We start from the raw sequence: 23386 nt of genomic DNA on the forward strand, positions 1-23386 counted from the left end.
CCTGCTCCTGCGTCAGCCGAACCGGCCGGTAATGTAGTCCTGGGTCCGCTTGTCGTCGGGGTTGGTGAACATCTTCTCGGTCGGACCCTCTTCAACCAGATAGCCGAGATGGAACATCGCGGTGCGTTGAGACACGCGCGCGGCCTGCTGCATCGAATGGGTGACGATGACGATCGTGTAGTTCTGCTTCAACTCGTCGATGAGTTCCTCGACCTTGGCCGTGGCGATCGGATCGAGCGCCGAGCAGGGCTCGTCCATGAGGATCACCTCGGGCGACACTGCGATGGCCCGCGCAATGCACAGCCGCTGCTGCTGCCCGCCTGAAAGGCCGGTGCCGGGCTCGTGGATGCGGTCCTTCACCTCGTTCCACAGCGCTGCCTTCTTCAGGCTGGATTCGACGATTGCCTGAAGGTCGGCCTTGTTCCTGGCCAGCCCATGGATGCGCGGTCCATAGGCGACGTTCTCGAAGATCGACTTGGGAAACGGATTGGGTTTCTGGAACACCATGCCAACGCGGGCGCGGAGTTCCACGACGTCGATCCGGGGATCGTAGATGTTTTCGCTGTCGAGGGTGATCATACCGCCAACCTTGGCCCCCGCGATCGTGTCGTTCATGCGGTTGAGGCAGCGCAGGAAAGTCGACTTGCCGCAGCCGGATGGGCCGATCAGCGCAGTTACCTGGTTCTCGCGTATGTCGAGATCGATGTCGAACAAAGCCTGCTTGTAGCCGTAATGAACGGTGACCTTGCGGCCCTGCATCTTGATCAATTCGTCGGTCTTGTCGTCCACGCTGGTCTCTAACGCCTGTTGCAGCTTCGTGTCGGTCATGAGGTTCATGGTGCCCTGCTCCCTTCTACCAATGCCGTTCGAAGCGGCGCCGGAGCACGATGGCGGTGATGTTCATCGCCATGAGGAACACCAGCAGAATGATGATGGCGCCCGACATGCGCTCGACGAAGGCGCGCTCCGCCTCGTTCGCCCACATGTAGATCTGCACCGGGAGGGCGGTGGAGGGATCGAGCGGCGTGGTCGGATAGTCGGCGACGAAGGCGACCATGCCGATCAGAAGCAGCGGCGCGGTTTCGCCCAGGGCGCGGGCCAGGCCGATGATCGTGCCGGTCAGGATGCCGGGCGTGGCGAGCGGCAGCACATGGTGGAACACGGTCTGCGTCTTCGATGCGCCTAGCCCCAGCGCCGCCGAGCGGATCGACGGCGGCACGGCTGCCAATGCCGCCCGTGTCGCGATGATGATGGTGGGCAGCGTCATCAGGGTCAGCACCAGGCCTCCCACCAGGGCGGCCGAGCGCGGCAAGCCCATGAAATTGATGAACACCGCCAGGCCGAGCAGGCCGAATACGATCGAGGGCACCGCGGCGAGGTTGTTGATGTTGACCTCGATGATGTCGGTGAGCCGGTTCTTCGGCGCAAATTCCTCGAGATAGATCGAAGCGGCCACCCCGATCGGCAACGCGAGCACCAGCACGATCAGCATCATGTAGAACGAGCCGACGATCGCAACGCCCACGCCGGCGGTCTCGGGACGGCTCGAGGCGCCAAAGGTGAACAGACCGGTGTTGAACTTGCCTTCCATCACGCCCTGGTCGCGCAGTTGGTTCATCCAGGCGACCTGCTTGTCCGAAACCTTGCGGTTGCCCTCGGCGACATCGAGATCGATCTGTCCCTTGAAGGCGGAGTCGATGTTGGCGCCGGCCAGGACCCAGACGTCTTTCGTCGTGCCGATCAGCGAGGGGTCGGCGACAACCATGTTTCGCAGCTGAGTGCGCACACCGTCGGAGACAAAGCCCTTCAGCGCCGCCATCTGCGGCTTGTCAGTCGGTGAAATGCCGAGCCTTTCAGCCAGCGCCCGCTGCGCAAGCACCGGATAGTTCGCCTTGACGAGTACGTTGGGATCGCTGTCGCGCTTGTTCTGCGGATCGATGACCTTCTGGTCGAAGGTGATCGGGAGCAGCACCGAGGTCTGGACGAAGGAGGTGTAGCCCTTGCCGAAGATCGACAGCAGCATCACTGCGAGAAAGACGAGGCCGACGGAAATCGCCGCCAGGCCATAGAAGCGGAAGCGCCGCTCGGCGGCATAGCGGCGCTTCAGGCCGATGTCGCGCCGGGCCGGCGCCTTGGCGACCGGCAGGCGCTCGAGGGTTGCATCGGTCATTCGTACTGCTCCCGGTACTTACGCACGATGTAGAGCGCAACGATGTTCATCAGAAGGGTCACCGCGAAGAGGGTGATGCCAAGCGCGAAGGCGACAAGCGTCTGCGGCGAGTTGAACTCGAGGTCGCCGGTGAGCTGATTGACGATCTTCACGGTGATCGTCGTCATCGCCTCGAAGGGATTGAGCGTCAGTCTGGCGGCGACGCCGGCGGCCAGCACCACGATCATTGTCTCGCCGATGGCGCGGGAGGCGGTGAGCAGGATGGCGCCGACGATTCCGGGCAGCGCCGCGGGAAGGACGACCCGCTTGATCGTCTCCGAGCGCGTGGCGCCGAGCCCAAGGGAGCCGTCGCGCAAGGCGCGAGGAACCGCCGTGATGATGTCGTCTGACAGCGAGGAGACGACGGGGATGAGCATGATGCCCATGACGAAGCCGGCGGTGAAGATCGACTGAGCCTGGATGAAAGGCGATCCGCCCGTGAGCGCGGCGCTGAGGTCGCGCAGGAAGGGTCCGAGCGTCACCAGCGCGAAGATGCCGTAGACGATGGTGGGGATGCCGGCCAGCAGCTCCAGTGCCGGCTTCACGATCGAGCGTACGTGGGGAGAGGCATATTCCGCCATGTAGACCGCCGACATCAGACCGATCGGCACGGCGACGAGCAGCGCTATGAAGGCGATGTAGAGCGTACCCGCAAGCAGGGGGATCAGGCCGAACTGGCCCACCGAGTCGGTCGCGCCCGCGGCGGCGAAGCGCGGATCCCAGACCGTTCCGAAGAAGAAGTCGAGCGGTGATACCGACGAGAAGAAGTAGAAGGTCTCGAATAGCATCGAGAGCACGATGCCAATGGTGGTCAGGATGGCGATCATCGAGGAGGCGAGAAGCCCCCACCGCACCACGCGCTCGACATTGTTGCGCGCTCGGGCACGCGGCTGGATCGAACGGATGCCATATGCCGCGCCGGCGATGGAGAGAAGGAGCGCGAGCACGCCCCCGGTCATCTGCAGCGCATCGCCGGTGCGGTTCGCCTCCACCGCGATCGGGATCATATAGTCCTGGGTATCTGGGGCGAGCGCTACGCCCTTTTCCGCCAGCTTCGGACGCAGTTCCTCGAAGCTCGACGGCAGGTTCGCGAGAGTCTCGGCGTCGAGACGATGTAGGGCGTCGGCAAGTCTGCCGACCAGGCTAAGGGCGAGCGAGCGGCTGGCAATCGGGCCGTCTGCCGCCTGCTGCGGCAACTGCGCGTCGATCCGGCGCTCCACATAGATCGAGGAGCCGATGCTCCATACGATGATCAGGAGGATGGCCGGTACGGTGGCCAGTAGGAACGCCCACCAGCCGTGATAGTGCGGCCGTGAATGCTGCTTTACCGCGCCCTGGATCTGAAGTGCGGCGCGCCGGCGAGCGATCACGAGGGCAACGATGCCGATCGAGATCACGAGGATGACGTAATAGATCATCGGCATGGACGGATCCGGGCGTCTCCGAAGGGGTGAACAGGACACCGCGCGGCCGGTCGGCCGCGCAGGTCCCGCTCGCTATCACATGGTCTTGCCGGCGGCAAAGTCGTCGCGCTGCTGCTGACGCTCGGCGTCCGGGGCAGCGACGAGGCCATATTCGGCCAGCGGGCCCTCCGGGCCGACCATCTGGTCGTCCAGGAAGAACTCGACATACTCCTTGAGGCCCTGGATGACGCCGAAATGCGCCTTCTTCACGTAGAAGTAGAGCGGCCGCGACACCGGGTACTCGCCCGACGCGATGGTCTCGGTGGACGGGGAGACACCGTTGACGGTCGCAACCTTCAGCTTGTCCGCATTATTCTCGTAGAAGGCGAGGCCGAACACGCCGACGCCGGTCTTGTTGGAGTCGATGCGGGCGAGCGTCTCGGAATAGTCGCCGTCGATGTCGACGGCCTTGCCGTCCTTGCGCACGGCTACGCAGGTCTTGGCGGCAGCCTTGTCGTCCTGGCCGCCGGCCTTGATGACGTCGAGCGCGCCGGAGTCCTTGCAGCCAGCGGCCATCAGCTTCTCTTCGAAGACTTCACGGGTGCCGTGCTTCTCGCCAGGGATGTAGGCGGCGATGTCCCAGTCCGGCAGGGCCGAGTTGACCTGGTTCCATTTGGTATTCGGATTGGCTACCAGCTTGCCGTCGACGACCACCTCAGCGGCGAGCGCTTTGTAAAGGTCCGTCGGGGTTAGCGCCCAGTCGGGACCCTTGATGTCGGTGGCGAAGACGATGCCGTCATAGCCGATCTTGACTTCCTGCACTTCCTTGACGCCGGCGTCGACGCAGGACTTCAGCTCGTCTTCCTTCATCTTGCGGGAGGAGTTGGCAATGTCGATCGTGTTCTCGCCGACGCCCTTGCAGAATTCCTTGATGCCAGCGCCCGAGCCGCCGGACTCCACGACCGGGGTCTTGAACTCGGTGAAGGTCTCGCCGAACGTCTCGGCGACGATCTTGGCATAGGGCAGAACGGTGGAAGAGCCTGCGATCTGCACCTGATCGCGGGCGGAGGCGTAGCCGGCGGTGGCGACGAGCGCCAGAGCGGCGGCAGAAGCCGTCAAGATTGCGTTTTTCATGGGCCTGCTCCTGTCGGAATGTCTGGCGTTGAACGCCGCCCCAGCGGCGCCGAGACAGGCCTTAGAGCGCCCATGTTACAGCTGCATGACAGTTTCATGTCGCGCAAGTAAAGCCGTCTCCGCTTCGCTCATGTGGCCAGATGCCGCTTTGCGAACGCATGGGTGTAGTCCGCCGTTCCATTGAACAGGGCGGGCCTGACCGCAGGAGTTCTCACCTCTCAGGGAGCCGTTTAGCGCCTCAACCGCGTGAAATGGCCCATCTTGCGGCCTGGGCGGGCCTCCGCCTTTCCATAGAGATGCAGGACCAGATCGGGCTCGGCCAGCAACTCTGGCGTACGCAGGATGTCGTCGCCGATCAGGTTCTCCATGACACAGTCCGAGTGCCGCGCGGTCGAGCCGAGCGGCAGGCCCGCAACAGCCCTTATGTGCTGCTCGAACTGCGAAATCGCACAGGCGGCTTCCGTCCAATGTCCGGAATTGTGCACCCGCGGAGCGATCTCGTTGGCAAGCAGGCTGCCGTCCGCAAGCACGAAATACTCCACGCCGATGACGCCCACATAGTTGAGCGCCTTTAATATGGAGGAGGCGCCGAACATGGCCGCTTCGCCGGTGTCGGCCGTGACTGAGGCCGGTACCGTGGACGTGTGCAGTATGCCGCCGCGATGGACGTTCTCGACGGGGTCGTAGACCTCGATCTCTCCCTTCGCGCCGCGCGCGGCGATCACCGAGATCTCGCGCTCGAAGGGTACGAAGCGCTCCAGGATCAGCGGCACTCCGCCCATATCGGCGAAGGTTCCGGCAATATCGTGGGCATGGCCGCGGAACACGCGCTGGCCCTTGCCGTCATATCCCAAGCGGCGCGTCTTGAGCACGCCGCTGCCGTGGAAAGCGTCGAGCCCCGCCAGCAGGTCGTCGTCGCTATCAATGGCATGGAACTCGGCAGTCGGTACGCCGACCTCGTTGAGGAATGTCTTTTCGATCAGCCGGTCCTGCGCCGATGCCAATGCCGCGGGTGGCGGGGAAACCGGGACGCGCTCGGCCAGGCTCTCGGCAGCTACGACCGGAACGTTCTCGAACTCATAGGTCACGACGTGGCAGAGAGCCGCAAGCTCCGAAAGCGCGACGGGATCGTCGTAGGCCGCCACGATCTGACGATTCGCCACCTGGGCGGCAGGGCAGTCGGCCTGAGGCTCGAGGACGACGGTGCGGTAGCCGAGCCGGGCGGCAGCCATCGCCAGCATGCGCCCCAGCTGTCCTCCGCCGAGGATGCCGATGGTGGAGCCGATCGGAAGCGGGGGATTCATGTCTCGGATGGGACCTCTGCTACCGCGGCACTCTGCCTGTCGCGCCACTCATCCAGCCGACGGGCAAGGCTGTCGTCGTTGAGTGCCAGCACGGCTGCGGCGAGCAAGGCTGCGTTGACCGCGCCTGCCTTGCCGATCGCCAGCGTTCCCACCGGGATGCCGGCCGGCATCTGGACGATCGATAGGAGCGAATCTTGGCCGGATAATGCTTTGGATTCCACCGGAACCCCGAAAACGGGCAAGGGCGTCAAAGCCGCGGTCATGCCGGGGAGATGGGCGGCTCCACCCGCGCCGGCGATGATCACCTTGTATCCGGCTGCCTTGGCTCCGGCAGCAAAATCGTAGAGCCGCTTCGGCGTCCGATGGGCGGAGACGATCAGGTCCTGATGCGAAACCGAGAGGGCGTCGAGCGTCTCCGCGGCGTGCTTCATCGTCGCCCAGTCGGACTGACTGCCCATGATGATGGCGACGTCGGGCTTTGTTCCTGCCACGGTCTTGTCCCGGATTGAGGAAGTTGCCGCGAATAGCTCAAATGGTCGCGGGCGGCAAGGAATGCCTCAGGCGATGATGTCCGGAATGATCCGATCCTCCAGCTTGGCGATCTGGTCCTTGATCATCAGCTTCTTCTTCTTCATGCGCTGAATCTGCAGCGCGTCACAGCCCATCGCGATCATGGCGTTGATCGCGGCGTCGAAATCCGCGTGGTCCTGTTTCAGCTTGGCAAACTCAAGGCGAATCTCGGTCTGATCCTGGTCCGACATTGGCTTCCGTGCGCAGAATTCCGGCGAAACGCCTTCTTGGGCGGGCCTGGGAACAATTTCGCCCCAGCCGAAGATAGATAGCACAAGCATCCCATTTCGGAAATGCTACTACGACTCATTCGACATCCACTTCGTCCGATGGCACACTGTCACCGTACCGTCACATGGCGGCATCGGCGGTGCCGCGGGTTGGCGCGTGCAATCGAGGAAACCTTGGAAAGGAGCAGCATTCATGTCTCTTGCCAACCATCTTGACGAGCTGCAGCGGAAGCATGGGGAAATCGAGCGGCAGATCGATGAGGCTCTTACGCATCCTTCTGTCGACGATCTCGAAATCGTGACTCTGAAGCGGCGCAAGCTGGCGATCAAGGACGAGATTGAAAAGTTGCGACACACCAAGCACTAATCGCGACGACCAGAACCAAATACTAATACCGGCGGCTTGGTTCGCCGCCGGCCCTGCTGGAATTGCCCTTCGAGGGCGTGGTTCGCGGGGATGGAGAACTCGGCCTGCCACAGCCGATACACGTCGCTCGCTTCAGGCGTGCCAGAACTGATCCAGCCAGAGATTGAGCTTCATGAAGCCGTCATCCGAGACGGAGTAGATGCGGCGGGTTCCGCTGGATTTTGCCGAGACCAGACCGGCGTCCAGGAGCACCTTGAGATGCTGCGAGACTGCCGGTCGCGACACCGGCAAACCGACCGCCAGTTCACTGACCGTCTTGGGGCCGCGCCGCAACTCCTCGAGCAGGTGGCGCCGGTGGGGATCCGCAATTGCGGCAAACGCGTCAGTGAGCATGGTCTTACCCTGCGTCAAGCGGCAAGAATTCTCAACTGTCTTGTTCGGGTAGGGTCCTTGGGTCCAGACGTACCGCCTCCGGAGTAACCGCTCGGTCGGATGGCATCGTTTTGAATGCTTCGCGCTCATCGACCGGCACGGGAGCACGCTGCGAAATGCGGATGAACGTGTAGGCGGCAAGTGCAATATGGGCGAGCGCAGTTGCCAGGAACAGGCTCTCGGCCCGCATCGCACTCATGAGGGCTGAGCCGAGCACCGGGCCGACCATGGTGCCGAAGCCGTAAAGCAGCAGCAGGCCGCCGGATACCTTGACGAAATCCTCGGGACTGGCGTGATCGTTCGCATGGGCGACGGCGAGGGAATAGAGCGTGTAGGCCAGCGCTCCGTAGGCCGCCGTCATGGCGATAACGACCACTCCCGAACGCGGGCTGGCCATGAAGACCAGCAGGCCGAACAGGGCCGCGCCTACCGCAGCGGCCGCCAGCACGTAGCGGCGATCGGTCTTGTCCGAGACCCTGCCGATCGGAAGCTGCAGTACGGCGCCGGCGACCACGACGAGGCTCATCATCAAGGCGATCTGCGCCGTGCTGATGCCGATGCGGGCGCCATAGACAGCGCCGAGGGTGCCCCACGCACCATTGGCGATGCCGATCAGCACGCATCCAACAGAGGATACCGGCGAATTGGCGTAGAGTCGCCTGAGGTTCAGCGAGACGTCCTGAAGGGGTTTTGGGCTTTCGGCCGTCGACATCGCGGTCGGCAGTAGCGCCATGCAGAAGAATATGCCGGAAACCATGAAAAGCGACGCCGAACCTATGTCGCCGGCCGCCACGATCATTTGTCCGGCCATGATCGAAGCATAGGTCACCATCATGTAGAGGCCGAAGACGGTGCCGCGGTTTTCGTTGGTGGCCTTCTCGTTCAGCCAGCTTTCGATGATCATGAACGCGCCCGCCATGGTGAAGCCGGTGGCGGCCCGGAGCACGATCCATGCAACCTCGTCGATCCAGAGACCGGTGAGCAGGGCTATGATGGCGCCGGATGCTGCGAAGGCGCCGAAGGCCCGCACATGCCCCGCCCGCCGCACCAGCCGCGGTGCGAAAAAGCAGCCAGCCACGAAACCGGCCGCCCAGGCGGTTCCGAGCAGGCCGAGGGTGACGGTCGAGAAGCCCTCCTGCTGGCCACGGAGCGGCAGCAGCAGGCCATGAAGACCGGAGGCGGCGAGCAGGAACGCGGTGCCGCGCAGGAGGGAGAGGATCGGCCGATAGGTCGCGAACATCGGCCCCTCGTATCAGATTCGAGAAATTCTGTGCGCCGGCTTGCGACGCGTGCTTGACCGTTCAGGCCTGTCCCCCGGGAAAGTCACCGCCGAAACAGCGCCTCCGCCGCGGACTTTGTGTCGCCCCGCTTGGCGCGTTCGGTTTCGAGCCTGGCGATCTCAGCCTTCAGCTCGGCGATCCGTTCGGTCAGTTCGCCGGCCGACATCAGCGAAACGTCCTGGCCGATGACGTATCCTGTCGGCTTCTTCCGGGGTTCCTCGTCGAACAGGGCCATAATGCTCTCTCCGGTTTGCCACGGGACCGGCAAAACTACATAAGGAGTTCAGCCAGAGAAGCAAACCTCTGGCGGCACGCGAGCGGAGAAAACGACATGGCGGCCTACCCCAACCTGCCGGCGCGAATGACGGTAATAGCCATCTCGCAGCCCGGTGGCCCGATGGTTCTCAAGCCCGAAAGACGCGATGTACCGGTGCCGGGGGAGGGCGAGATCCTGATCAAGGTGCGGGCCGCCGGCGTGAACCGCCCCGACGTGCTGCAGCGCAAGGGCGCCTACCCGCCGCCTCCCGGTGCATCCGATCTTCCGGGCCTGGAAGTCGCCGGGGAAGTGGCGGCGACCGGACCCGGAGTTAAGCGCTGGCGCGTGGGCGATCAGGTATGCGCGCTGGCTCCCGGCGGGGGTTATGCCGAATACTGCAAAGTGCATGAATCGAATGCCCTGCCGGTGCCGGCGGGCTTCACCATGACAGAGGCGGCGGCGCTGCCCGAGACCTTCTTCACGGTCTGGCACAATGTGTTCGAGCGCGGCGCCCTCAAGCCGGGCGAGACGCTGCTCGTCCATGGCGGCACATCGGGCATCGGCACCACGGCGATCCAGCTTGCAAAGGCCTTCGGCTCAACCGTGATTACGACGGCCGGCAGCGACGAGAAATGCGCGGCCTGCCTGAAGCTGGGCGCCGACCGGGCGATCAACTACCGCAGCGAGGATTTCGTCGCAGAGGTGAAGCATTTCACGGAGGGTAGGGGCGCCGACGTGATCCTCGACATGGTCGGCGGCGACTATGTCAACCGGAACTACTCGGCCGCGGCAATTGCGGGCCGCATCGTGCAGATCGCCGTGCAGGGCGGAGCGACGGCGCAGGCGGATGTCAGCAAGCTGATGGTGAAACGCCTCGTCCATACCGGCTCGACGCTCAGGCCCCGTACCATTGAGTTCAAGGGCGCGGTCGCAGCCGCCCTGGAGTCGCAGGTCTGGCCCTTGCTGGAGAAACGGCAGGTCGCCCCGGTGCTGGACACCATCCTCCCGCTGAAGGAAGCCTGGCGCGCCCACGAGCGGATGGAAGAGGGCGCGCATATTGGCAAGATCGTGCTCGATGTCGCGTAGGCGCGTCATCTGGCTGCTGATTTAGGCGGTCAGGCCCCCTGCGGGAGCCTTCAGGCACCCTGAGCTCGGGTCACTCCATCCCCAGCGCGGCCATGTAGAGGTCGAGGATTGCCTCCTCCTCCTGGCGCTCGGCTGCGTCCTTCTTTCGCATGCGGATGATGGTGCGCAGGGCCTTGGTGTCGAAGCCCGTGCCTTTCGCCTCGGCGTAGACGTCCTTGATGTCGTCGCTGATCGTCTGCTTCTCCTCTTCGAGGCGCTCGATGCGTTCGATCAGGGCGCGCAGTTGGCCCGCCGCGACGGTCTGGCTGTTGTCGGTGATCTCGTCGGCCATGTCTGTCCCCGTGTAGAAAACGAGCCGCGACTCTCCCGAGCCGCGGCGGTGGGGTTCGATGCCTCAATGGGGCGCGAGGGTCAAGAGAGTGGCGGTGCGGCGTGCCGCGCCGTCCGCTGGCTGGCCCGCAAGGCTCCGCGCCGCTGCAAGGCTTCTCCGACGGAGGATCCGCCTGCCCGCCTCAATGCTCCTTCGGCCGATTTGTCTCGAAAGCGGCAACCTTCTCGGCGGAAGCCTCGGTCTGATAGCGGGCCTGCCACTCTGCGTAGGGCATGCCGTAGACGATCTCCCGCGAGTCTTCCTTGCTGAGGTCCACCCCGGCGTCAGTCGCTGCATCGCGATACCAGTTGGACAGGCAGTTGCGGCAGAAGCCCGCGAGGTTCATCAGGTCGATGTTCTGCACGTCGGTGCGCTCGCGCAGGTGCGCCAGCAGCCGGCGGAAGGCCGCCGCCTCGAATTCGCGCTTCTGTTCATCCGTCAGGTCGGGCATCCGAGCCTCCTCTTTTAGCCACCATGGGAGCGTCGGCTCGCCTAAGGGAACTCCGTCCCAAGGCTTCCGCTATACCGCAAGCGGGCCTGTGCGCGAGCCGAATCGCTGCACCTGATGGATATCGGTGCGCCTGTTGATCGCGTCAACGATCGGGGCGAGGCGTTCGGCCCAGGCCTCGGCGCCAAGCGAATCAGCGATGAGGTCCTGCCTGATCTCGATCAGCGCATGGGCGAATCCGTTGACGATGGCGTGGCGGTACATGGTGTCGCCCCTTAGCGCGCCGTCGTAGGGCTCGTTGTCGCCGATGATAAGCAGCGGGTCGGCCGCGAGCAGGTCGATCAGCGGCCTTGCGGCACGGCCGTCCAGGTCCCACAGGACCCCGGCATGCCACGGCCGCGTGCGACCCTGCATGACCGGCGTGAAGGAGTGCACGGACAGGATGAAGGGTGCGCCGCCGCTCTCCCTGGCGACCGAAGCGATCGTGGCCGATACGGCGTCGTGATAAGGCCGGTAGAAGAGGTCGAGCCGCCGCTCGCGCTCCTGCGGCGTGATCGGATAGTTGGCCGGCACGACGGTGCCGTCGTAGAGTTGGCGGATCAGGGTGGGATCGTCCTCGCCGCGATTGGGGTCGACCAGCAGCCGCGAAAAACCCGCCATGATGGCCGGTGCCTGCAGCCGCGCGGCAAGAGAGCGCGTCACCTGTTCGACGCCGATGTCATAGGCGATGTGGCGGTCGAACTCGCTCGCAGGCAGGCCCAGATCGCCGTATTCGTCGGGCAGGTCGCGGCGCGCATGGTCAGCTACAAGCACGATACCCTGCTTATGGTCACCCTCGATCCGGATGACTGGAGCGAAAACGGCCGTTCGTGTCATCTGCGTTCCACATGCGAGTGCCGCAATGCCGGCTATTGCAGCGTCTTTTGAAGGATGCGTTCGCCGGAGGCAACGTCGTTGTTTCGCCAATCTTGCGGCGGAAACAGCGGGCTGGCGGCGCCGGGGCGGCTCGTTAAATCGATTGGACAAGGGATGCGCGCGCGTTGACATGCGGGCGCCGTTTGCCGAAAAGGGGCTGGAACAGATGCTTTCGACAGCTTTGAGAGGTATGGCAATGCAATGTGGCATCGGCCCAGGCTGCCGATTTGCCCTAGCGGCGGCGCTTGCCGTGGCGGCATTGCCGATGCTTGCAGTGGGCGAGGCCAGGGCGGACTTCCGGGTCTGCAACGCCACCCAGAACCTCGTCGGGGTGGGCATCGGCTACCGCGCCAAGGCCGGCTGGGTCACCGAGGGCTGGTGGCACATCGAGGGTTCGACCTGCAAAACCCTGATCGAAGGGCCGCTGTCCTCGCGCTTCTACTACCTGTACGCGGAAGACGCAGAGCGCGGCGGCCGCTGGGATGGTCCGATCACGATGTGCGTGGCGGAAAAGGAATTCAAGGTCGCCGGTGTGACGGATTGCGTCGCGCGCGGGTTCCAGCGGGCCGGCTTCCAGGAATACGACACCGGCGAGCAGGCGAGTTGGATGGTCCAGCTCACAGACCAGCCCGCGAGCGGCGGTGACGCCGAAACCGCGGGAGCCCCGCAGCAATGAGACGTAGCCGAAAAGTCAAGATCCTCGCCACGATCGGACCAGCCTCCTCCTCCGAGGAGATGATCCGAAAGCTCTTCGAGGCGGGTGCGGACGTGTTCCGCATCAATATGAGCCATACGGACCACTCGCTCATGCGCACCCTGGTGGAGCGCATCCGCTCCGTCGAGGAGACGGTCCGGCGGCCGATCGGGATTCTTGCGGACCTTCAGGGACCGAAGCTCCGGGTCGGCAAGTTCGCCGACGGCAAGGTGGCCCTTTCAGTAGGCCAGACCTTCACGCTGGACGGCAACCCGGCCCCCGGCGACGCGCACCGCGTCTACCTGCCGCACCCCGAGATCCTGCAATCCGTGCAGGAAGGACACCGCCTTCTCATTGACGACGGCAAGCTCGAGCTCAAGGCGGTGCGCTGCGACGGCAAGTCGATCGAGGCCGTCGTGGTTGCCGGCGACAAGATCTCCGACAAGAAGGGCGTCAGCCTGCCGGATACCGAGCTTCCGGTCGGCGCGCTGACGGAGAAGGATCGCGCCGATCTCGATGCGGTTCTCGACGCCGGCGTCGACTGGATCGCGCTGTCCTTCATCCAGCGGCCCGAGGACCTCGCGGAGGCGCGCAAGATCGCGCGCGGACGGGCGCTTTTGATGTCGAAGATCGAGAAGCCGCAGGCGGTTGCCAGATTGCCCGAGATCATCGAACTTTCCGATGCTCTGATGGTCGCGCGCGGCGATCTTGGCGTCGAGATGCCGCTGGAGAGGGTTCCGGGCATCCAGAAGCAGATCACGCGGGCCGCTCGCCGGGCCGGCAAGCCGGTGGTGGTCGCCACGCAGATGCTGGAATCGATGATCACCGCGCCGGTGCCGACCCGCGCGGAGGTGTCGGACGTCTCGATCGCCGTCTTCGAGGGCGCGGACGCGGTGATGCTTTCGGCAGAATCTGCGGCCGGCGCCTACCCGGTCGAGGCGGTCTCGATGATGAACCGCATCGCCGAACAGGTGGAGCAGGACCCGCTCTATTCGGGCATCATCAACTCGCAGCGGTCGGAGCCTGAGGCGACCGGTGCGGACGCGATCTCGCTGGCCGCGCGCCAGATCGCCGAGACGCTCAACCTTTCGGCAATCGTCAGCTACACCGCCTCCGGTACGACGGGACTGAGGGCCGCACGCGAGCGGCCGCGCGTGCCGATTATCGCGCTCTCGCCGGTGCTCCAGACGGCGCGCCGCCTGTCGCTGCTGTGGGGGACGCATTGCGTGGTCACCCCCGACGCCATCGACTTGGACGACATGGTGCTGCGCGCCTGCCGCATCGCCCGCGCCGAGGGTTTTGGCTCGCCGGGAGACCGGATCATCATCACCGCCGGCGTACCGCTGCGTACCCCGGGCTCCACCAACATGCTGCGCATCGCCTATCTCGGCTCGGAAGCCTGATTCGACTGATTGGCTTCTACGCGTTAGCGATCGCGGGAAGTGCCCCTGTTGAACCTGAAGCGCCGCGTTCCGTAGCAGTTGGTTGGTCGTGCGTCCTTCGACAGGCTCAGGATGAGGGAGGCTGGCGCTGCCCTTCACCTTTACCTTTCGGCACGTGCGAGGAGAGGTGGCGTCTACGTCCAGCCAGCTTCCTTCTTCCCTCAAAAAGGAGCGAGAATGCGCCAGGGGGGCGGCATCCTGCGCCTACGCCTCTCATCCTGAGCCTGCCGAGAACGGGCAGCATCCTGCGCCTACGCCTCTCAACCTGAGCCTGCCGGGAACGGGCAGCACCCTGCGCCTACGCCCCTCATCCTGAGCTTGTCGAAGGACGCACCACCTAGACAGGTGCTGAGGAAGGCAGCGCTTCAGGAAAGGACAATAGCCCGCCTTCCGGGAGCCCTACAATTCCGAAGACCTCGTCGCCAACGTCGGCGGATGTTTCCCCGGCCTCCGGCGCGATCAAAGCCTCCAACCTCAGCGCAGCCGCGAAATCGACCGGCTTGCTCGAAAACTTCTCCACTGCGGTAGCCGGATCAAATCGCGTCGCCCGTGAGGTCTTCGGAGAGCTTGCCCACCGCTTCCTGGGCCCTGCGCATCATCGGATAGACCGCCAGGATGCGCTCGTAGGCTTGCAGTGCCAACTGCTTGCGCCCGCGCTCCTTCATGATCTCGGCGAGCCCCGAGAGTGCGCCGAAATGCCGGGGCTCAAGCTCGAGGGTCTTTTCGATGTCGGCCATCGACTTGCGGTAGTTGTGCATCATGTAGTGCACGGTCGCACGCCGGTTCCAGCCTTCGGCATAGGAGGGTGCGAGCGTGACCACCTGGTCGAGGAAGTCGAGCGCTGCGTCGAATTTCTTCTTCTCGATCGCCTCCTGCGACCACCGCATCATCAGGTCGGTGATCGCGCTGCCGGATCGGTTCCATTCCTGCCATATTCGAGCGGCGATGCGCTCGGCCCTCTTCTCGTTGCGCTCGCGTTTCAGCTGCGCGAACAGATCGTCCAGGCGCTCGGCGCGCGTCTTCGGCGCCGAAACATCGGGCAGGTCCTGCGATGGAGGAGGGGTCGTCTCCTGCGCGCGCACGGCGCCGCTTTGCAGCAACAGCAGCGCGGAAACACCAGCTACAAGGCTTCTCATTCCGGGAACACTAGGTCTCCGGAAGACAACGTCAATCGAAAACCGCGTGAGCGCCCGGCAGGATGCGGGGCGCCGGTCGCCGGGCTCAGCCCTGGCGCGACTTGTAGCGGGGCGCGCTCTTGTTGATGATGTAGATGCGCCCCTTGCGGCGAACAAGCTGGTTGTCGCGATGGCGGGCCCTGAGGGCCTTGAGGGAGTTCTTGATCTTCATTGGTCTGGCCTGTCGATCGGAGGCCCGGCAGGGCCCAACGGAAAGGCGCGCCCGAGAGCGCGCCCGAAGAAGTTGTCAGGCTCATAGGGGCAAAGCCGCGCCGCTGTCAAGGATATGTCATGGCAGCGCTTCGATTCAGTGCCTGCCGGCTTCGACGCGTCGATCCTTGCCGGACCGTATAGCGCATGGCGTGGTTGAAGAGCCCTTTCAGGGCAAGCTGGCCGTGTCCTCAGGCTGCGGGCGCTCAAACTTGGCCATGTCGGCGACCTCGAGAGTGTCGCGCTGGGGATTCGAGACTTCGGGTAGTGCTGAAGGATCTGCAGGTTCGCTGGACTATCAGGCAGAGATGTCCTCCCGGCGCACTCCTTGCTGGCCAGTTCTCCGTTGCGGCAAAAATGAAGGCGTTGGCCGCTTGCGTTTTGGCCTTGTAAGCTGCCCATCCTGCCGCTATCTAGTGCCCGCGCCGAATGGCCGACCACGATCCGCGGAGAGGTGGCAGAGTGGTTGAATGCACCGCACTCGAAATGCGGCATACTCGCAAGGGTATCGGGGGTTCGAATCCCTCCCTCTCCGCCAGTTAGTCCCCATAAAGCCCGAACGCGGACATCGAGACCGCCTGCTTCAGGCGGCCTCTTCATCGGGCTCATCGACGACCGTCAGTCGACACCTATACCGGGACCGGCCTGCGGGCCTATGTCTCGCTGCTGAAGTACTGGCCTGCTTCGGTGAACGAACGCCCGCCTAGCATGAGGCCGGCGGCGGATGTCAGGCTGAGATCAGCACCGGTCCTCGCTCCGGCAGAGCGACGCCGACCGCCTGTCCGGCCGCGAAGGGCGTGTCCACCTCCGGCGACACTGCGAATACCGGGCCCAGTTCCGTGTCGATCATGAACTCGAGATGGCTGCCGACATAGGTGACCTTCAGTAGTCGCCCTGGCATCGTACCCGCCGACTGAGCATCCCGAACGAGGATACGACGGGGCCGAGCGGCGATCTTTGCCGGACCGGTCTTGTGGGAGCCGGCGGGAAGATCGAGCCTCAATGGTCCTAGCCGCACCTTTGCCCGGCCATTGTCGACCGATTCCACTTCGCAGTCGAAGATATTGGCTTCGCCGATAAAGTCGGCCACGAATGCATTTGCAGGCTGATCGTAAAGCTCCCGCGGCGTTCCTTCCTGCGCGATAATCGCATTGTTCATGACGACAATGCGATCTGATACGGCCAGCGCCTCCTCCTGATCATGCGTGACGTAGACAACGGTGAGCCCAAGCTTCTGCTGGATCTCGCGGATCTCCTCGCGCACGTGGCGCCGCAGCTTTGCGTCGAGGTTGGAAAGTGGTTCGTCGAAGAGCAGTACCTGCGGCTCTAGAACGAGGGCGCGGGCAACGGCGACGCGCTGCTGCTGCCCGCCGGAGAGCTGGCTGGGGAGGCGATCGCCATAGTCGACAAGCCCTACCAGTTCCAGGCCGGCCCGTGCCTTGTCGGTCGTCTCCTTGCGAGTGAAGCCGGAAAACTTCAGACCGTACTCGACGTTCTCCCGAACGGTCATATGGGGAAAGAGCGCATAGGACTGAAACACCATAGAGACGTCGCGCTCGGTCGCGGGCAGGCGCGTCACATCCCTGTCGCCTATCAGGATCTTTCCCTGGGTGGCGAATTCCAGTCCGGCAATCATCCGAAGAGTCGTCGTCTTGCCGCAACCGGAGGGACCGAGGAGGGTGACGAGCTTGCCGGTCTCGATCAGGAGAGAGATGTCGTTGACCGCCGGCACCTTGCTCTTGCCGTAGATCTTGGTGACGCCTCGGAACTCTACCGACGCCGCGTTGCTCTTGATCTCGACCATCATCCGCCCCCCGTCATTGCCGGCGCCGCACGTCCGGAGTCGGGGAGGCTGACATTGCTTCGCCAGCCGGTCGCTTGTGGGTCGTCCTGAGTGCGGCGGCCAATGTTGCGGCTGCCTACCGCAAGCTGCATCAGACCGATCACGGCCAGCATCACGCCGATCAGCACTGCGGAATAGGCGATCGCGATGCCGTATTCGTTGTTCTCGACACGGCCAACGATGTAGCTGGTGGAAAGGTCGTACTGGGCGCTGACGAGGAAAATAACCGCGCTGATCGCCGTCATGGCGCGCACAAAGGAGTAGACGAGCGCCGCGATGATGGCCGGCTTGAGCAGCGGCAGCACCACTCTGCGAAAAGTCTGGAAGGAACTCGCCCCCAATGTCAGCGACGATTCATCCAGACTTCTGTCGATCTGCGACATGGAGGCGACCCCGGCGCGCACGCCGACGGGCATGTTGCGGAAGATGAAAGACAGGACCAGGATGATGCCAGTCCCGGTCAGTTCGATCGGAGGCACGTTGAATGCGATGACATAGGACACGCCGATCACCGTGCCGGGGATGGCGAAGGACAGCATCGTCCCGAATTCGAAACCGTCCTTGCCCGCAAAATTCTGCCGGACCAGAAGATAGGCGGTGAGCAGCCCGATCGCCGCCGTGAGCGGCGCCGAGATCAGGGCGATCTTCATGGTCGTCCAGAAGGAACTCCAGGCCGAACCACGCCAGTGGAAGCCGAATTCCGTCCAGCCGACGGAGAACGCCTTCAAGTAGTGGTCGAGCGTCAGGGAAAAGTCGACGCCCCACAGCTTGACGAAGCTGCCGTAGAAGATGGTCACATAGATCAGCAGGGTGAATAGGGTCCACGCCCCGGCGATTGCGTAGACGAAGTTTCGGAAGTTGTTCGGAAGATGCGGATGAACGCCGGCATCGCCCTTGCCGGACACGGTCGTGTACGACTTGCTGCCCAGCCAGACACGCTGGGCGTAGAAGGCGCCCAGCGTGAAACAGAGCAGGACGAGCCCCAGGATGGCGGCCTGCGCCTGATCGTATCGCGCTCCCACAATGGCGAAGAAGATCTCCGTCGAGAGCACGTCGAAATTGCCGCCCAGCACCAGTGGATTGCCGAAATCGGCCATCGACTCGATGAAGCCGAGGAGGAACGCATTGGCGAGCCCTGGACGCATCAGAGGCAGGGAAACCGTGACGAAGGTCTGCCAGCGATTGGCCCTGAGTGTCTGCGCCGCCTCCTCCATGGAAGGGCTGACGCCCTCGACCACGCCAATCATGACGAGGAACGCGATGGGCGTGAAGGCGAGTGTCTGCGCAATCAGGAGGCCGGGAAAGCCGTAGACCCAGCGAGTCGGCTGGATGCCGAGGACCGCAGCTGCGCCTTGCGTAACAATGCCGGACAGGCCGAATAGCAGGATTATCGCGAGGCCGATCACGAAAGGCGGCGTGATGATCGGCAGCACCGTCAGGGCACGGAGCAGCTTGCCGTATCGGAAGCCAGTGCGCGTCACCACGAGCGCGAACACCAGTCCAAGGACCGTCGTCAAAACCCCGACAACGATGGCGAGCAGCAGTGAGTTCCAGGCGACCCCACAACGCGGTCCGCCTGTTACGCAGCCGAGCCCCCAGAGCCGTTGGCTGAACAGTTTCGATAAGAAGGTGCCGACAGAATACTCGCCTTCCTGGGTCACCAGCGCGCTGCCCATCATCTGCATGATGGGCATGAAAATGAACAGGCCGACGACGGTAATCACGAAGCCGATCGAGCCGACAACGAATTCGTCTCCGCCAACCGCGCCGCGAGCGGCGAGGCCGGTCGTCAGGAGGAAAAGGAAGGCGCCGCCGACCAGCAATGTGCCCCAGCCCATGCCGAACTGCCGGTCCTCCAACTCTCCGAACAAGCCCGCGAGCCATTGCCAGTTCCAGCCCCTGAGGCCGATGCCGAATCCCTGAAGGAGGAAGTAGCCGAGACCCATCGCACCGGTCGCGATCAACAGCCCAGCGAATACCGGATCGGACTTCTCGCGCCGCCAAAGCAGAAGCGGGAAGGCCAGGAGCAGCCCTATCGGTGCAAGCCAAGGCTTTTGGCCCTGAAGCACCAGAAACAGTGCGGGCGCATTGTCGAATGGATAGCCGTCGAGAAGCCAGCCGAAGGTGAGGAAATTGTCCCGCAGTCCGTACCAAGGCAGCAGGACGTACCCTGCCAGCCCGACCGCCATCCATAACGCGGCAGTCGGATGAAGCGCGCTTCTGCTCTCCCGGAAGCGCACAGCTATTGCGGCAGCGTCGAAACCTCCTCGTCCCACTTCTTCAGGAGGCGCTTGCGCTCGTCGCTCGAGCCGTACTTCTCGAAGTCGTAGTCGATCAATTTGATCGTCGAGAGATCGGGAGTGAGTCCCGAGACCGCCGCGTTCTTGTTAGAAGGCAACTGGAAGGATTTTGCGTCCTTCGCCTTGGATTGCATCTCGGCGGTGAGTGCCCAGTCGTAGAATTGCCTGGCCGCCTCGGGGTTGCGGGCGCCCTTGATCAGCGACATCGAGCCGATCTCGAAGCCCGTGCCTTCGCATGGGCAAATCGTGACGATCGGAAAACCCGCGGCACTCTGCGCCACGGCGTCGTGCATGAAGACGATGCCGATCGTGGTCTCGCCGAGCCCTGCCGCCTTGATCGGCGCCGATCCCGACTTGGTGTACTGGTTGATGTTTTTGTGCAGGGCCTTCAGGTATTCGAATCCCTTGTCCTCCCCCATCAGTTGCACCATGGTGGCCAGCATGGTGTAGGCTGTACCCGAGGAATTCGGGTTGGCCATCTGGATGTGGCCCTTGTATTCCGGTTTCGTGAGGTCCGCCCAGCACTTCGGCTCGGGAAGGCTGTTCTGAGCGAGAAGGTCCTTGTTGTAGCCGAAGCCCAGGGCCCCCGAATAGACGCCGATCGTCTTGTTGTCGGCCGCTGCGGCCTGCTTGATTGCCCAGTCCTGCAACTCGCCGCGGTTGGGGGATTCGTACGCCTCGGTAAGGTCCTCCTCCGCCGCCTGCAGATGCGGATCGCCGGTGCCTCCCCACCAGACATCTCCCTTGGGATTGCTGGCTTCTGCCCGCACTTGAGCATAGGTCTCGCCAGAGCTCTTGCGAGTCATGTCCACGGTAATGCCGGTCTTCGCCTCGAAATCCGTCTTGATCTGCTGGCACCATGCCTCTTCTGCGGCGCAGTAGAGAGTAAGATTATCCGCAGCGGCGGTCCCGAAAGAGGCGAGCGCGAGCGCAGAGCCGGCAAAAAAACCACGAAGCGTCATTCTTCTCCCTCCCATTTAGTTGGCTAATCTATCAATGCGGCTCCGAGGAGCAAGCGTTGTGTTAAGCATCTCTGACATAGCGGCGACTTAGCGGAGAATTTGCGGAACCTCTGCGCTCTACCGGGCAATCGCCGAGCTTCTGGAACAACTCCGATGGGATACTGTTCACTGTCTGCGAGACGCTCCCATGGGAGCCACAGGTCAGTGACATGCGACACCCATTGTACGCTCCTGAATGACGCAGTTGATCCAACCGCGCCTGACAAACGAGGCGTTCTCCGATCCCGGGTTGCTCCTGGATTTCCGGTTTGGCCGCAGGGCAATCCTGTTCGACCTGGGCGACCTTTCTGCGCTGTCACCGCGCGAGATCCTGCGCGTGTCGCACGTTTTCGTCTCTCACATGCACATGGATCACTTCGTCGGGTTCGACACTCTGCTGAGGCTGTCGCTCTATCGTGACAAGCGCCTCCATCTCGTCGGACCGCCGGGGCTTGTCGATGCAGTCGAGGCGAAGCTTCGGGCCTATACGTGGAACCTCCTGGACGAGCGGTCGCAAGATTTCGGGCTCGTGGCATCGGACTGGACAGAGGAGGGTTTTACGGCCGCAGCCGTCTTCCGGGCCCGAGCCGCGTTTAGGCGCGAGAACAGGAAGGTGCCGGGCGGGCTGCTGCCGCTCGAGGAGCCGGAATTCTCGATCGAGGCGATGACGCTCGATCACGGCATACCCAGCCTGGCCTTCGCGTTTCAGGAGAGACTGCGCGTCAATGTACACAAGGTGCGCCTGGATGAACTCGGCCTGCCTGTCGGGCCCTGGCTGACCGTGGCGAAGCGAGCAGCCCGGACGGGTGCCGATCTCGACCTCGAGTTCACTCCGATGCCCGACCGGCGCATATCGCTCCGTACATTGCTGCGTGAAAATGCACTGACCTGTGCACCTGGACAGCGCATCGTCTACGCCACCGATCTTGCCTTCACTCCAAAGAACGTGGCGCGGCTCTGCGCGCTGGCTCAAGGAGTTGATCACCTGTTCATCGAAGGCGGTTTCCTGGACGAGGACCGGGAGCTTGCTGCGTCGAAGAAGCATCTGACGGCGGCGCAGGCAGGCGAGATCGCACGGATCGCGGCTGTCTCCGCTGCACACCAGATGCACCTTTCACCGCGCTACAGCGACCGTGAGGACGACCTGCGGACCGAGTTCGAAAGAAGCTTCCGGCCTCCATGAGATGCAGCTATCCAGTCCTGCGATAGATCTCGGATGCCACCTGTTTCAGCGCGGCCCTGCCGTCATTGCGAAAATACATCATGTGTCCGCCTGGCAGCACTTCGGCGCGGATCGGTTTCACGCCTTTGAGGGTCGGCAACTGGTTCACCAGATAGCGGGTCGCCAGGTAGGGCGTAATCAGATCCGTGTACCCATTGACGATCACCACGGCGAGCGAAGGGTTGAGGGCGCGCGCACGCTGGAGGTCGTTCATCACCCCGGCATATCCTTGGCGTGACGAGCCGTAGTTCCAGTGTCGGCTGGCGTCCCGATTCAGCAGGCGATAGCTGAGATCGGTTCGGAAGTTCAACTCGCTGCTGACGTAATGGACAAAGGCGGCGGTCAGCGCCGGGACGCTGCGGTCGAACACCGGATCGACGCCCGCCCCCCGCATGCTGCCCGGCGAAAGGTCCGGCCCTTCCACCGATCCGTCATAGAGACTGAGTGCAAGACCACGCGCGCGGGCGAACTCCCTTGCGAAAAGCGCCGTTGGGATGCGGGCGAAGTTGCGCTCGACGAGGTCGGCAGGCAGCCCAGTGATCTCGGCGACGCGACTGCTCGCCTGGCTTCCGCCGCTCTCCAGCCCGCTCGCCAGCGCGACCAGATAGTCGCCAGTCGCATAGCGCTCGACATCCGCGAGGTGTTGCTCCAGTTGTCGCCCGGTCACGCCCTCGCTGATCAGACGAACGGCTGCCATCGAAGGCAGTTCTATGGCCCAGTGCAGCAAATCAAACTCGTCCGGCTGCACCAGCATGAATTCAAGTGCCGGCGAAATCAGCACGATACCGCTTGGCGTAATCCCGACATCCTCCTGCAGCGTCCGCGCCAGTAACGCCACGCGAAACCCGCCATAGCTCTCGCCGGCAAGGAAGATGGGCGACGCGGTCCGACCCGTCTGCGCGAGATAGAGCCTGATGAAGCTCCCCAGCGATGCGGCGTCCTCATTGACGCCCCAGAAGTCCTCTTCCTTGTGTCCCGGCGCCGCGCGGCTGTAGCCGGTGCCGACCGGGTCGACGAAGACCAGGTCGGTCATGTCGAGCCAACTGTCCGGATTGTCGATCAGCTTCTGCGGCGGCGGGAGAAACATGCCGTCTTCGCCTGAGGCAAGGATGCGGGGGCCAAGGCCACCGAGATGCAGATAGGCGGATGCGGCTCCGGGACCGCCATTGAATACAAAGGTCACTGGCCGCTTCGGGGGTTCGACCGTCCCGCCATGCGGCCGAGCGGTGTAGGATACATAGAAGATGTTCGCCGTGACGCTGCCGTCGCCCGAGAGCAGTGGGAGCATCCCTGCCTTCGCCTCATAGGCGAGCACTTTCCCGCCCACCGTCACGGAATGCATGGTCGATTGCGGCTCGGGTATGAGCGAAATCGCCCCGCGGGAAGGCGTCGGTTTCCCTTCGTCCTGTGCGTATCCGATGGAGGCGCCCGCCATCAGGGAAAGGACAAGGACGATCGTCTTCAGCATGGCTCGCATGGCTCCTCCGATCGAATG

The 23386-nt window shown here is 63.6% G+C and carries 24 protein-coding genes and 1 tRNA gene; 6 read left to right on the forward strand and 19 right to left on the reverse strand.

Translation table 11 applies throughout. From position 1 onward, the window contains the following. Nucleotides 1–12 precede the first annotated feature (12 nt). From pstB to HUI96_RS15350, 7 genes are all read right to left on the reverse strand, one after another. Nucleotides 13–837, reverse strand: a complete 825-nt coding sequence (gene pstB, locus HUI96_RS15320; RefSeq protein ID WP_188255525.1) for a phosphate ABC transporter ATP-binding protein PstB — start codon at nucleotides 835–837, stop codon at nucleotides 13–15. A 16-nt stretch (nucleotides 838–853) separates the two neighbouring features. Then, on the reverse strand, nucleotides 854–2170 hold the full coding sequence (gene pstA, locus HUI96_RS15325; protein WP_188255526.1) for a phosphate ABC transporter permease PstA: 1317 nt from the start codon (nucleotides 2168–2170) through the stop codon (nucleotides 854–856). Beyond that, nucleotides 2167–3627 (reverse strand): phosphate ABC transporter permease subunit PstC, encoded by a 1461-nt coding sequence (gene pstC, locus HUI96_RS15330; protein ID WP_188255579.1) that lies wholly within the window; start codon nucleotides 3625–3627, stop codon nucleotides 2167–2169. The genes pstA and pstC overlap by 4 nt, the downstream gene beginning before the upstream one ends. 81 nt (nucleotides 3628–3708) lie before the next feature. After that, a complete protein-coding gene (locus HUI96_RS15335) occupies nucleotides 3709–4746 on the reverse strand; it encodes a PstS family phosphate ABC transporter substrate-binding protein (protein ID WP_188255527.1) in 1038 nt (345 codons plus the stop codon). 230 nt (nucleotides 4747–4976) lie between these two features. Next, nucleotides 4977–6050, reverse strand: a complete 1074-nt coding sequence (locus HUI96_RS15340) for a 5-(carboxyamino)imidazole ribonucleotide synthase (protein WP_188255528.1) — start codon at nucleotides 6048–6050, stop codon at nucleotides 4977–4979. Then, nucleotides 6047–6508 carry a 5-(carboxyamino)imidazole ribonucleotide mutase gene (gene purE / locus HUI96_RS15345; RefSeq protein WP_188255580.1) on the reverse strand — a complete coding sequence of 154 codons (462 nt, stop codon included), beginning with the start codon at nucleotides 6506–6508 and terminating at the stop codon, nucleotides 6047–6049. The genes HUI96_RS15340 and purE overlap by 4 nt, the downstream gene beginning before the upstream one ends. Nucleotides 6509–6607: 99 nt before the next feature. After that, nucleotides 6608–6811, reverse strand: a complete 204-nt coding sequence (locus HUI96_RS15350) for a YdcH family protein (protein ID WP_188255529.1) — start codon at nucleotides 6809–6811, stop codon at nucleotides 6608–6610. Nucleotides 6812–7043: 232 nt separating this feature from the next. Between HUI96_RS15350 and HUI96_RS15355 the strand changes: the two genes are divergently transcribed. Then, a complete protein-coding gene (locus tag HUI96_RS15355) occupies nucleotides 7044–7217 on the forward strand; it encodes a YdcH family protein (protein WP_188255530.1) in 174 nt (57 codons plus the stop codon). 132 nt (nucleotides 7218–7349) lie between these two features. Here the strand turns inward: HUI96_RS15355 and HUI96_RS15360 are convergent, their stop codons facing one another. The 3 genes from HUI96_RS15360 to HUI96_RS15370 form a co-directional block, all read right to left on the reverse strand. Then, nucleotides 7350–7610, reverse strand: coding sequence for an ArsR/SmtB family transcription factor (locus HUI96_RS15360; protein WP_188255531.1), 261 nt, complete (start codon nucleotides 7608–7610; stop codon nucleotides 7350–7352). A 31-nt stretch (nucleotides 7611–7641) separates the two neighbouring features. Continuing rightward, on the reverse strand, nucleotides 7642–8889 hold the full coding sequence (locus HUI96_RS15365) for an MFS transporter (RefSeq protein WP_188255532.1): 1248 nt from the start codon (nucleotides 8887–8889) through the stop codon (nucleotides 7642–7644). Nucleotides 8890–8972: 83 nt separating this feature from the next. Further along, nucleotides 8973–9164, reverse strand: a complete 192-nt coding sequence (locus HUI96_RS15370; protein ID WP_188255533.1) for a DUF1192 domain-containing protein — start codon at nucleotides 9162–9164, stop codon at nucleotides 8973–8975. 126 nt (nucleotides 9165–9290) lie between these two features. Between HUI96_RS15370 and HUI96_RS15375 the strand changes: the two genes are divergently transcribed. Further along, nucleotides 9291–10271, forward strand: a complete 981-nt coding sequence (locus HUI96_RS15375; protein WP_425299225.1) for an NAD(P)H-quinone oxidoreductase — start codon at nucleotides 9291–9293, stop codon at nucleotides 10269–10271. Nucleotides 10272–10341: 70 nt separating this feature from the next. On the opposite strand, the gene HUI96_RS15380 is transcribed toward HUI96_RS15375, so the two are convergent. The 3 genes from HUI96_RS15380 to HUI96_RS15390 all read right to left on the reverse strand — a co-directional run bounded on the left by HUI96_RS15380 (nucleotide 10342) and on the right by HUI96_RS15390 (nucleotide 11965). Continuing rightward, nucleotides 10342–10602, reverse strand: a complete 261-nt coding sequence (locus HUI96_RS15380; RefSeq protein ID WP_188255535.1) for a DUF2312 domain-containing protein — start codon at nucleotides 10600–10602, stop codon at nucleotides 10342–10344. A 181-nt stretch (nucleotides 10603–10783) separates the two neighbouring features. Further along, a complete protein-coding gene (locus HUI96_RS15385; RefSeq protein WP_188255536.1) occupies nucleotides 10784–11092 on the reverse strand; it encodes a DUF1244 domain-containing protein in 309 nt (102 codons plus the stop codon). A gap of 69 nt (nucleotides 11093–11161) precedes the next feature. Continuing rightward, nucleotides 11162–11965, reverse strand: a complete 804-nt coding sequence (locus HUI96_RS15390) for an N-formylglutamate amidohydrolase (protein WP_188255537.1) — start codon at nucleotides 11963–11965, stop codon at nucleotides 11162–11164. Nucleotides 11966–12200: 235 nt separating this feature from the next. Here HUI96_RS15390 and HUI96_RS15395 point away from each other — a divergent pair, with 235 nt between their 5' ends. Both HUI96_RS15395 and pyk read left to right on the forward strand, forming a co-directional pair. Further along, nucleotides 12201–12680, forward strand: a complete 480-nt coding sequence (locus HUI96_RS15395) for a DUF1036 domain-containing protein (protein ID WP_425299222.1) — start codon at nucleotides 12201–12203, stop codon at nucleotides 12678–12680. Further along, nucleotides 12677–14101: a pyruvate kinase gene (gene pyk / locus HUI96_RS15400; protein WP_188255538.1), complete on the forward strand. Its 1425-nt coding sequence runs from the start codon at nucleotides 12677–12679 to the stop codon at nucleotides 14099–14101. Before HUI96_RS15395 ends, pyk begins: the two co-directional genes overlap by 4 nt. Nucleotides 14102–14673: 572 nt before the next feature. Here pyk and HUI96_RS15405 read toward each other — a convergent pair. Both HUI96_RS15405 and ykgO read right to left on the reverse strand, forming a co-directional pair. Beyond that, a complete protein-coding gene (locus HUI96_RS15405) occupies nucleotides 14674–15276 on the reverse strand; it encodes a hypothetical protein (protein WP_188255539.1) in 603 nt (200 codons plus the stop codon). Between the two features lie 85 nt (nucleotides 15277–15361). Then, nucleotides 15362–15487, reverse strand: coding sequence for a type B 50S ribosomal protein L36 (ykgO, locus tag HUI96_RS15410; protein WP_188255540.1), 126 nt, complete (start codon nucleotides 15485–15487; stop codon nucleotides 15362–15364). 486 nt (nucleotides 15488–15973) lie between these two features. Between ykgO and HUI96_RS15415 the strand changes: the two genes are divergently transcribed. Continuing rightward, a tRNA-Ser gene (locus HUI96_RS15415) sits at nucleotides 15974–16063 on the forward strand. A gap of 189 nt (nucleotides 16064–16252) precedes the next feature. On the opposite strand, the gene HUI96_RS15420 is transcribed toward HUI96_RS15415, so the two are convergent. From HUI96_RS15420 to HUI96_RS15430, 3 genes are read right to left on the reverse strand one after another with little or no spacing between them, the layout of a single operon-like run. Next, on the reverse strand, nucleotides 16253–17329 hold the full coding sequence (locus HUI96_RS15420; RefSeq protein WP_188255582.1) for an ABC transporter ATP-binding protein: 1077 nt from the start codon (nucleotides 17327–17329) through the stop codon (nucleotides 16253–16255). Beyond that, nucleotides 17329–19557 (reverse strand): ABC transporter permease, encoded by a 2229-nt coding sequence (locus tag HUI96_RS15425; protein ID WP_188255541.1) that lies wholly within the window; start codon nucleotides 19555–19557, stop codon nucleotides 17329–17331. Before HUI96_RS15425 ends, HUI96_RS15420 begins: the two co-directional genes overlap by 1 nt. A 53-nt stretch (nucleotides 19558–19610) precedes the next feature. Then, nucleotides 19611–20630, reverse strand: coding sequence for an ABC transporter substrate-binding protein (locus HUI96_RS15430; RefSeq protein WP_188255542.1), 1020 nt, complete (start codon nucleotides 20628–20630; stop codon nucleotides 19611–19613). Nucleotides 20631–20865: 235 nt separating this feature from the next. On the opposite strand from HUI96_RS15430, the gene HUI96_RS15435 reads away from it, so the two are divergent. Then, complete coding sequence (locus tag HUI96_RS15435) at nucleotides 20866–21852, forward strand: MBL fold metallo-hydrolase (protein ID WP_188255543.1); 987 nt, start codon at nucleotides 20866–20868, stop codon at nucleotides 21850–21852. A 7-nt stretch (nucleotides 21853–21859) separates the two neighbouring features. On the opposite strand, the gene HUI96_RS15440 is transcribed toward HUI96_RS15435, so the two are convergent. Continuing rightward, nucleotides 21860–23368: a S10 family peptidase gene (locus HUI96_RS15440; RefSeq protein WP_188255544.1), complete on the reverse strand. Its 1509-nt coding sequence runs from the start codon at nucleotides 23366–23368 to the stop codon at nucleotides 21860–21862. Nucleotides 23369–23386 lie beyond the last annotated feature (18 nt).

This window comes from Pseudaminobacter soli (ex Zhang et al. 2022) (assembly GCF_014595955.1).
Lineage (GTDB): Bacteria > Pseudomonadota > Alphaproteobacteria > Rhizobiales > Rhizobiaceae > Kumtagia > Kumtagia pseudosoli.

What these genes read in the sequence shown, in the direction of transcription:
- pstB (WP_188255525.1), bottom strand. Translation starts at nt 837, where the DNA reads ATGAACCTCATGACCGACACGAAGCTGCAACAGGCGTTAGAGACCAGC.
- pstA (WP_188255526.1), bottom strand. Translation starts at nt 2,170, where the DNA reads ATGACCGATGCAACCCTCGAGCGCCTGCCGGTCGCCAAGGCGCCGGCC.
- pstC (WP_188255579.1), bottom strand. Translation starts at nt 3,627, where the DNA reads ATGATCTATTACGTCATCCTCGTGATCTCGATCGGCATCGTTGCCCTC.
- HUI96_RS15335 (WP_188255527.1), bottom strand. Translation starts at nt 4,746, where the DNA reads ATGAAAAACGCAATCTTGACGGCTTCTGCCGCCGCTCTGGCGCTCGTC.
- HUI96_RS15340 (WP_188255528.1), bottom strand. Translation starts at nt 6,050, where the DNA reads ATGAATCCCCCGCTTCCGATCGGCTCCACCATCGGCATCCTCGGCGGA.
- purE (WP_188255580.1), bottom strand. Translation starts at nt 6,508, where the DNA reads ATGGGCAGTCAGTCCGACTGGGCGACGATGAAGCACGCCGCGGAGACG.
- HUI96_RS15350 (WP_188255529.1), bottom strand. Translation starts at nt 6,811, where the DNA reads ATGTCGGACCAGGATCAGACCGAGATTCGCCTTGAGTTTGCCAAGCTG.
- HUI96_RS15355 (WP_188255530.1), top strand. Translation starts at nt 7,044, where the DNA reads ATGTCTCTTGCCAACCATCTTGACGAGCTGCAGCGGAAGCATGGGGAA.
- HUI96_RS15360 (WP_188255531.1), bottom strand. Translation starts at nt 7,610, where the DNA reads ATGCTCACTGACGCGTTTGCCGCAATTGCGGATCCCCACCGGCGCCAC.
- HUI96_RS15365 (WP_188255532.1), bottom strand. Translation starts at nt 8,889, where the DNA reads ATGTTCGCGACCTATCGGCCGATCCTCTCCCTCCTGCGCGGCACCGCG.
- HUI96_RS15370 (WP_188255533.1), bottom strand. Translation starts at nt 9,164, where the DNA reads ATGGCCCTGTTCGACGAGGAACCCCGGAAGAAGCCGACAGGATACGTC.
- HUI96_RS15375 (WP_425299225.1), top strand. Translation starts at nt 9,291, where the DNA reads ATGACGGTAATAGCCATCTCGCAGCCCGGTGGCCCGATGGTTCTCAAG.
- HUI96_RS15380 (WP_188255535.1), bottom strand. Translation starts at nt 10,602, where the DNA reads ATGGCCGACGAGATCACCGACAACAGCCAGACCGTCGCGGCGGGCCAA.
- HUI96_RS15385 (WP_188255536.1), bottom strand. Translation starts at nt 11,092, where the DNA reads ATGCCCGACCTGACGGATGAACAGAAGCGCGAATTCGAGGCGGCGGCC.
- HUI96_RS15390 (WP_188255537.1), bottom strand. Translation starts at nt 11,965, where the DNA reads ATGACACGAACGGCCGTTTTCGCTCCAGTCATCCGGATCGAGGGTGAC.
- HUI96_RS15395 (WP_425299222.1), top strand. Translation starts at nt 12,201, where the DNA reads ATGCAATGTGGCATCGGCCCAGGCTGCCGATTTGCCCTAGCGGCGGCG.
- pyk (WP_188255538.1), top strand. Translation starts at nt 12,677, where the DNA reads ATGAGACGTAGCCGAAAAGTCAAGATCCTCGCCACGATCGGACCAGCC.
- HUI96_RS15405 (WP_188255539.1), bottom strand. Translation starts at nt 15,276, where the DNA reads ATGAGAAGCCTTGTAGCTGGTGTTTCCGCGCTGCTGTTGCTGCAAAGC.
- ykgO (WP_188255540.1), bottom strand. Translation starts at nt 15,487, where the DNA reads ATGAAGATCAAGAACTCCCTCAAGGCCCTCAGGGCCCGCCATCGCGAC.
- HUI96_RS15420 (WP_188255582.1), bottom strand. Translation starts at nt 17,329, where the DNA reads ATGGTCGAGATCAAGAGCAACGCGGCGTCGGTAGAGTTCCGAGGCGTC.
- HUI96_RS15425 (WP_188255541.1), bottom strand. Translation starts at nt 19,557, where the DNA reads ATGGCGGTCGGGCTGGCAGGGTACGTCCTGCTGCCTTGGTACGGACTG.
- HUI96_RS15430 (WP_188255542.1), bottom strand. Translation starts at nt 20,630, where the DNA reads ATGACGCTTCGTGGTTTTTTTGCCGGCTCTGCGCTCGCGCTCGCCTCT.
- HUI96_RS15435 (WP_188255543.1), top strand. Translation starts at nt 20,866, where the DNA reads ATGACGCAGTTGATCCAACCGCGCCTGACAAACGAGGCGTTCTCCGAT.
- HUI96_RS15440 (WP_188255544.1), bottom strand. Translation starts at nt 23,368, where the DNA reads ATGCGAGCCATGCTGAAGACGATCGTCCTTGTCCTTTCCCTGATGGCG.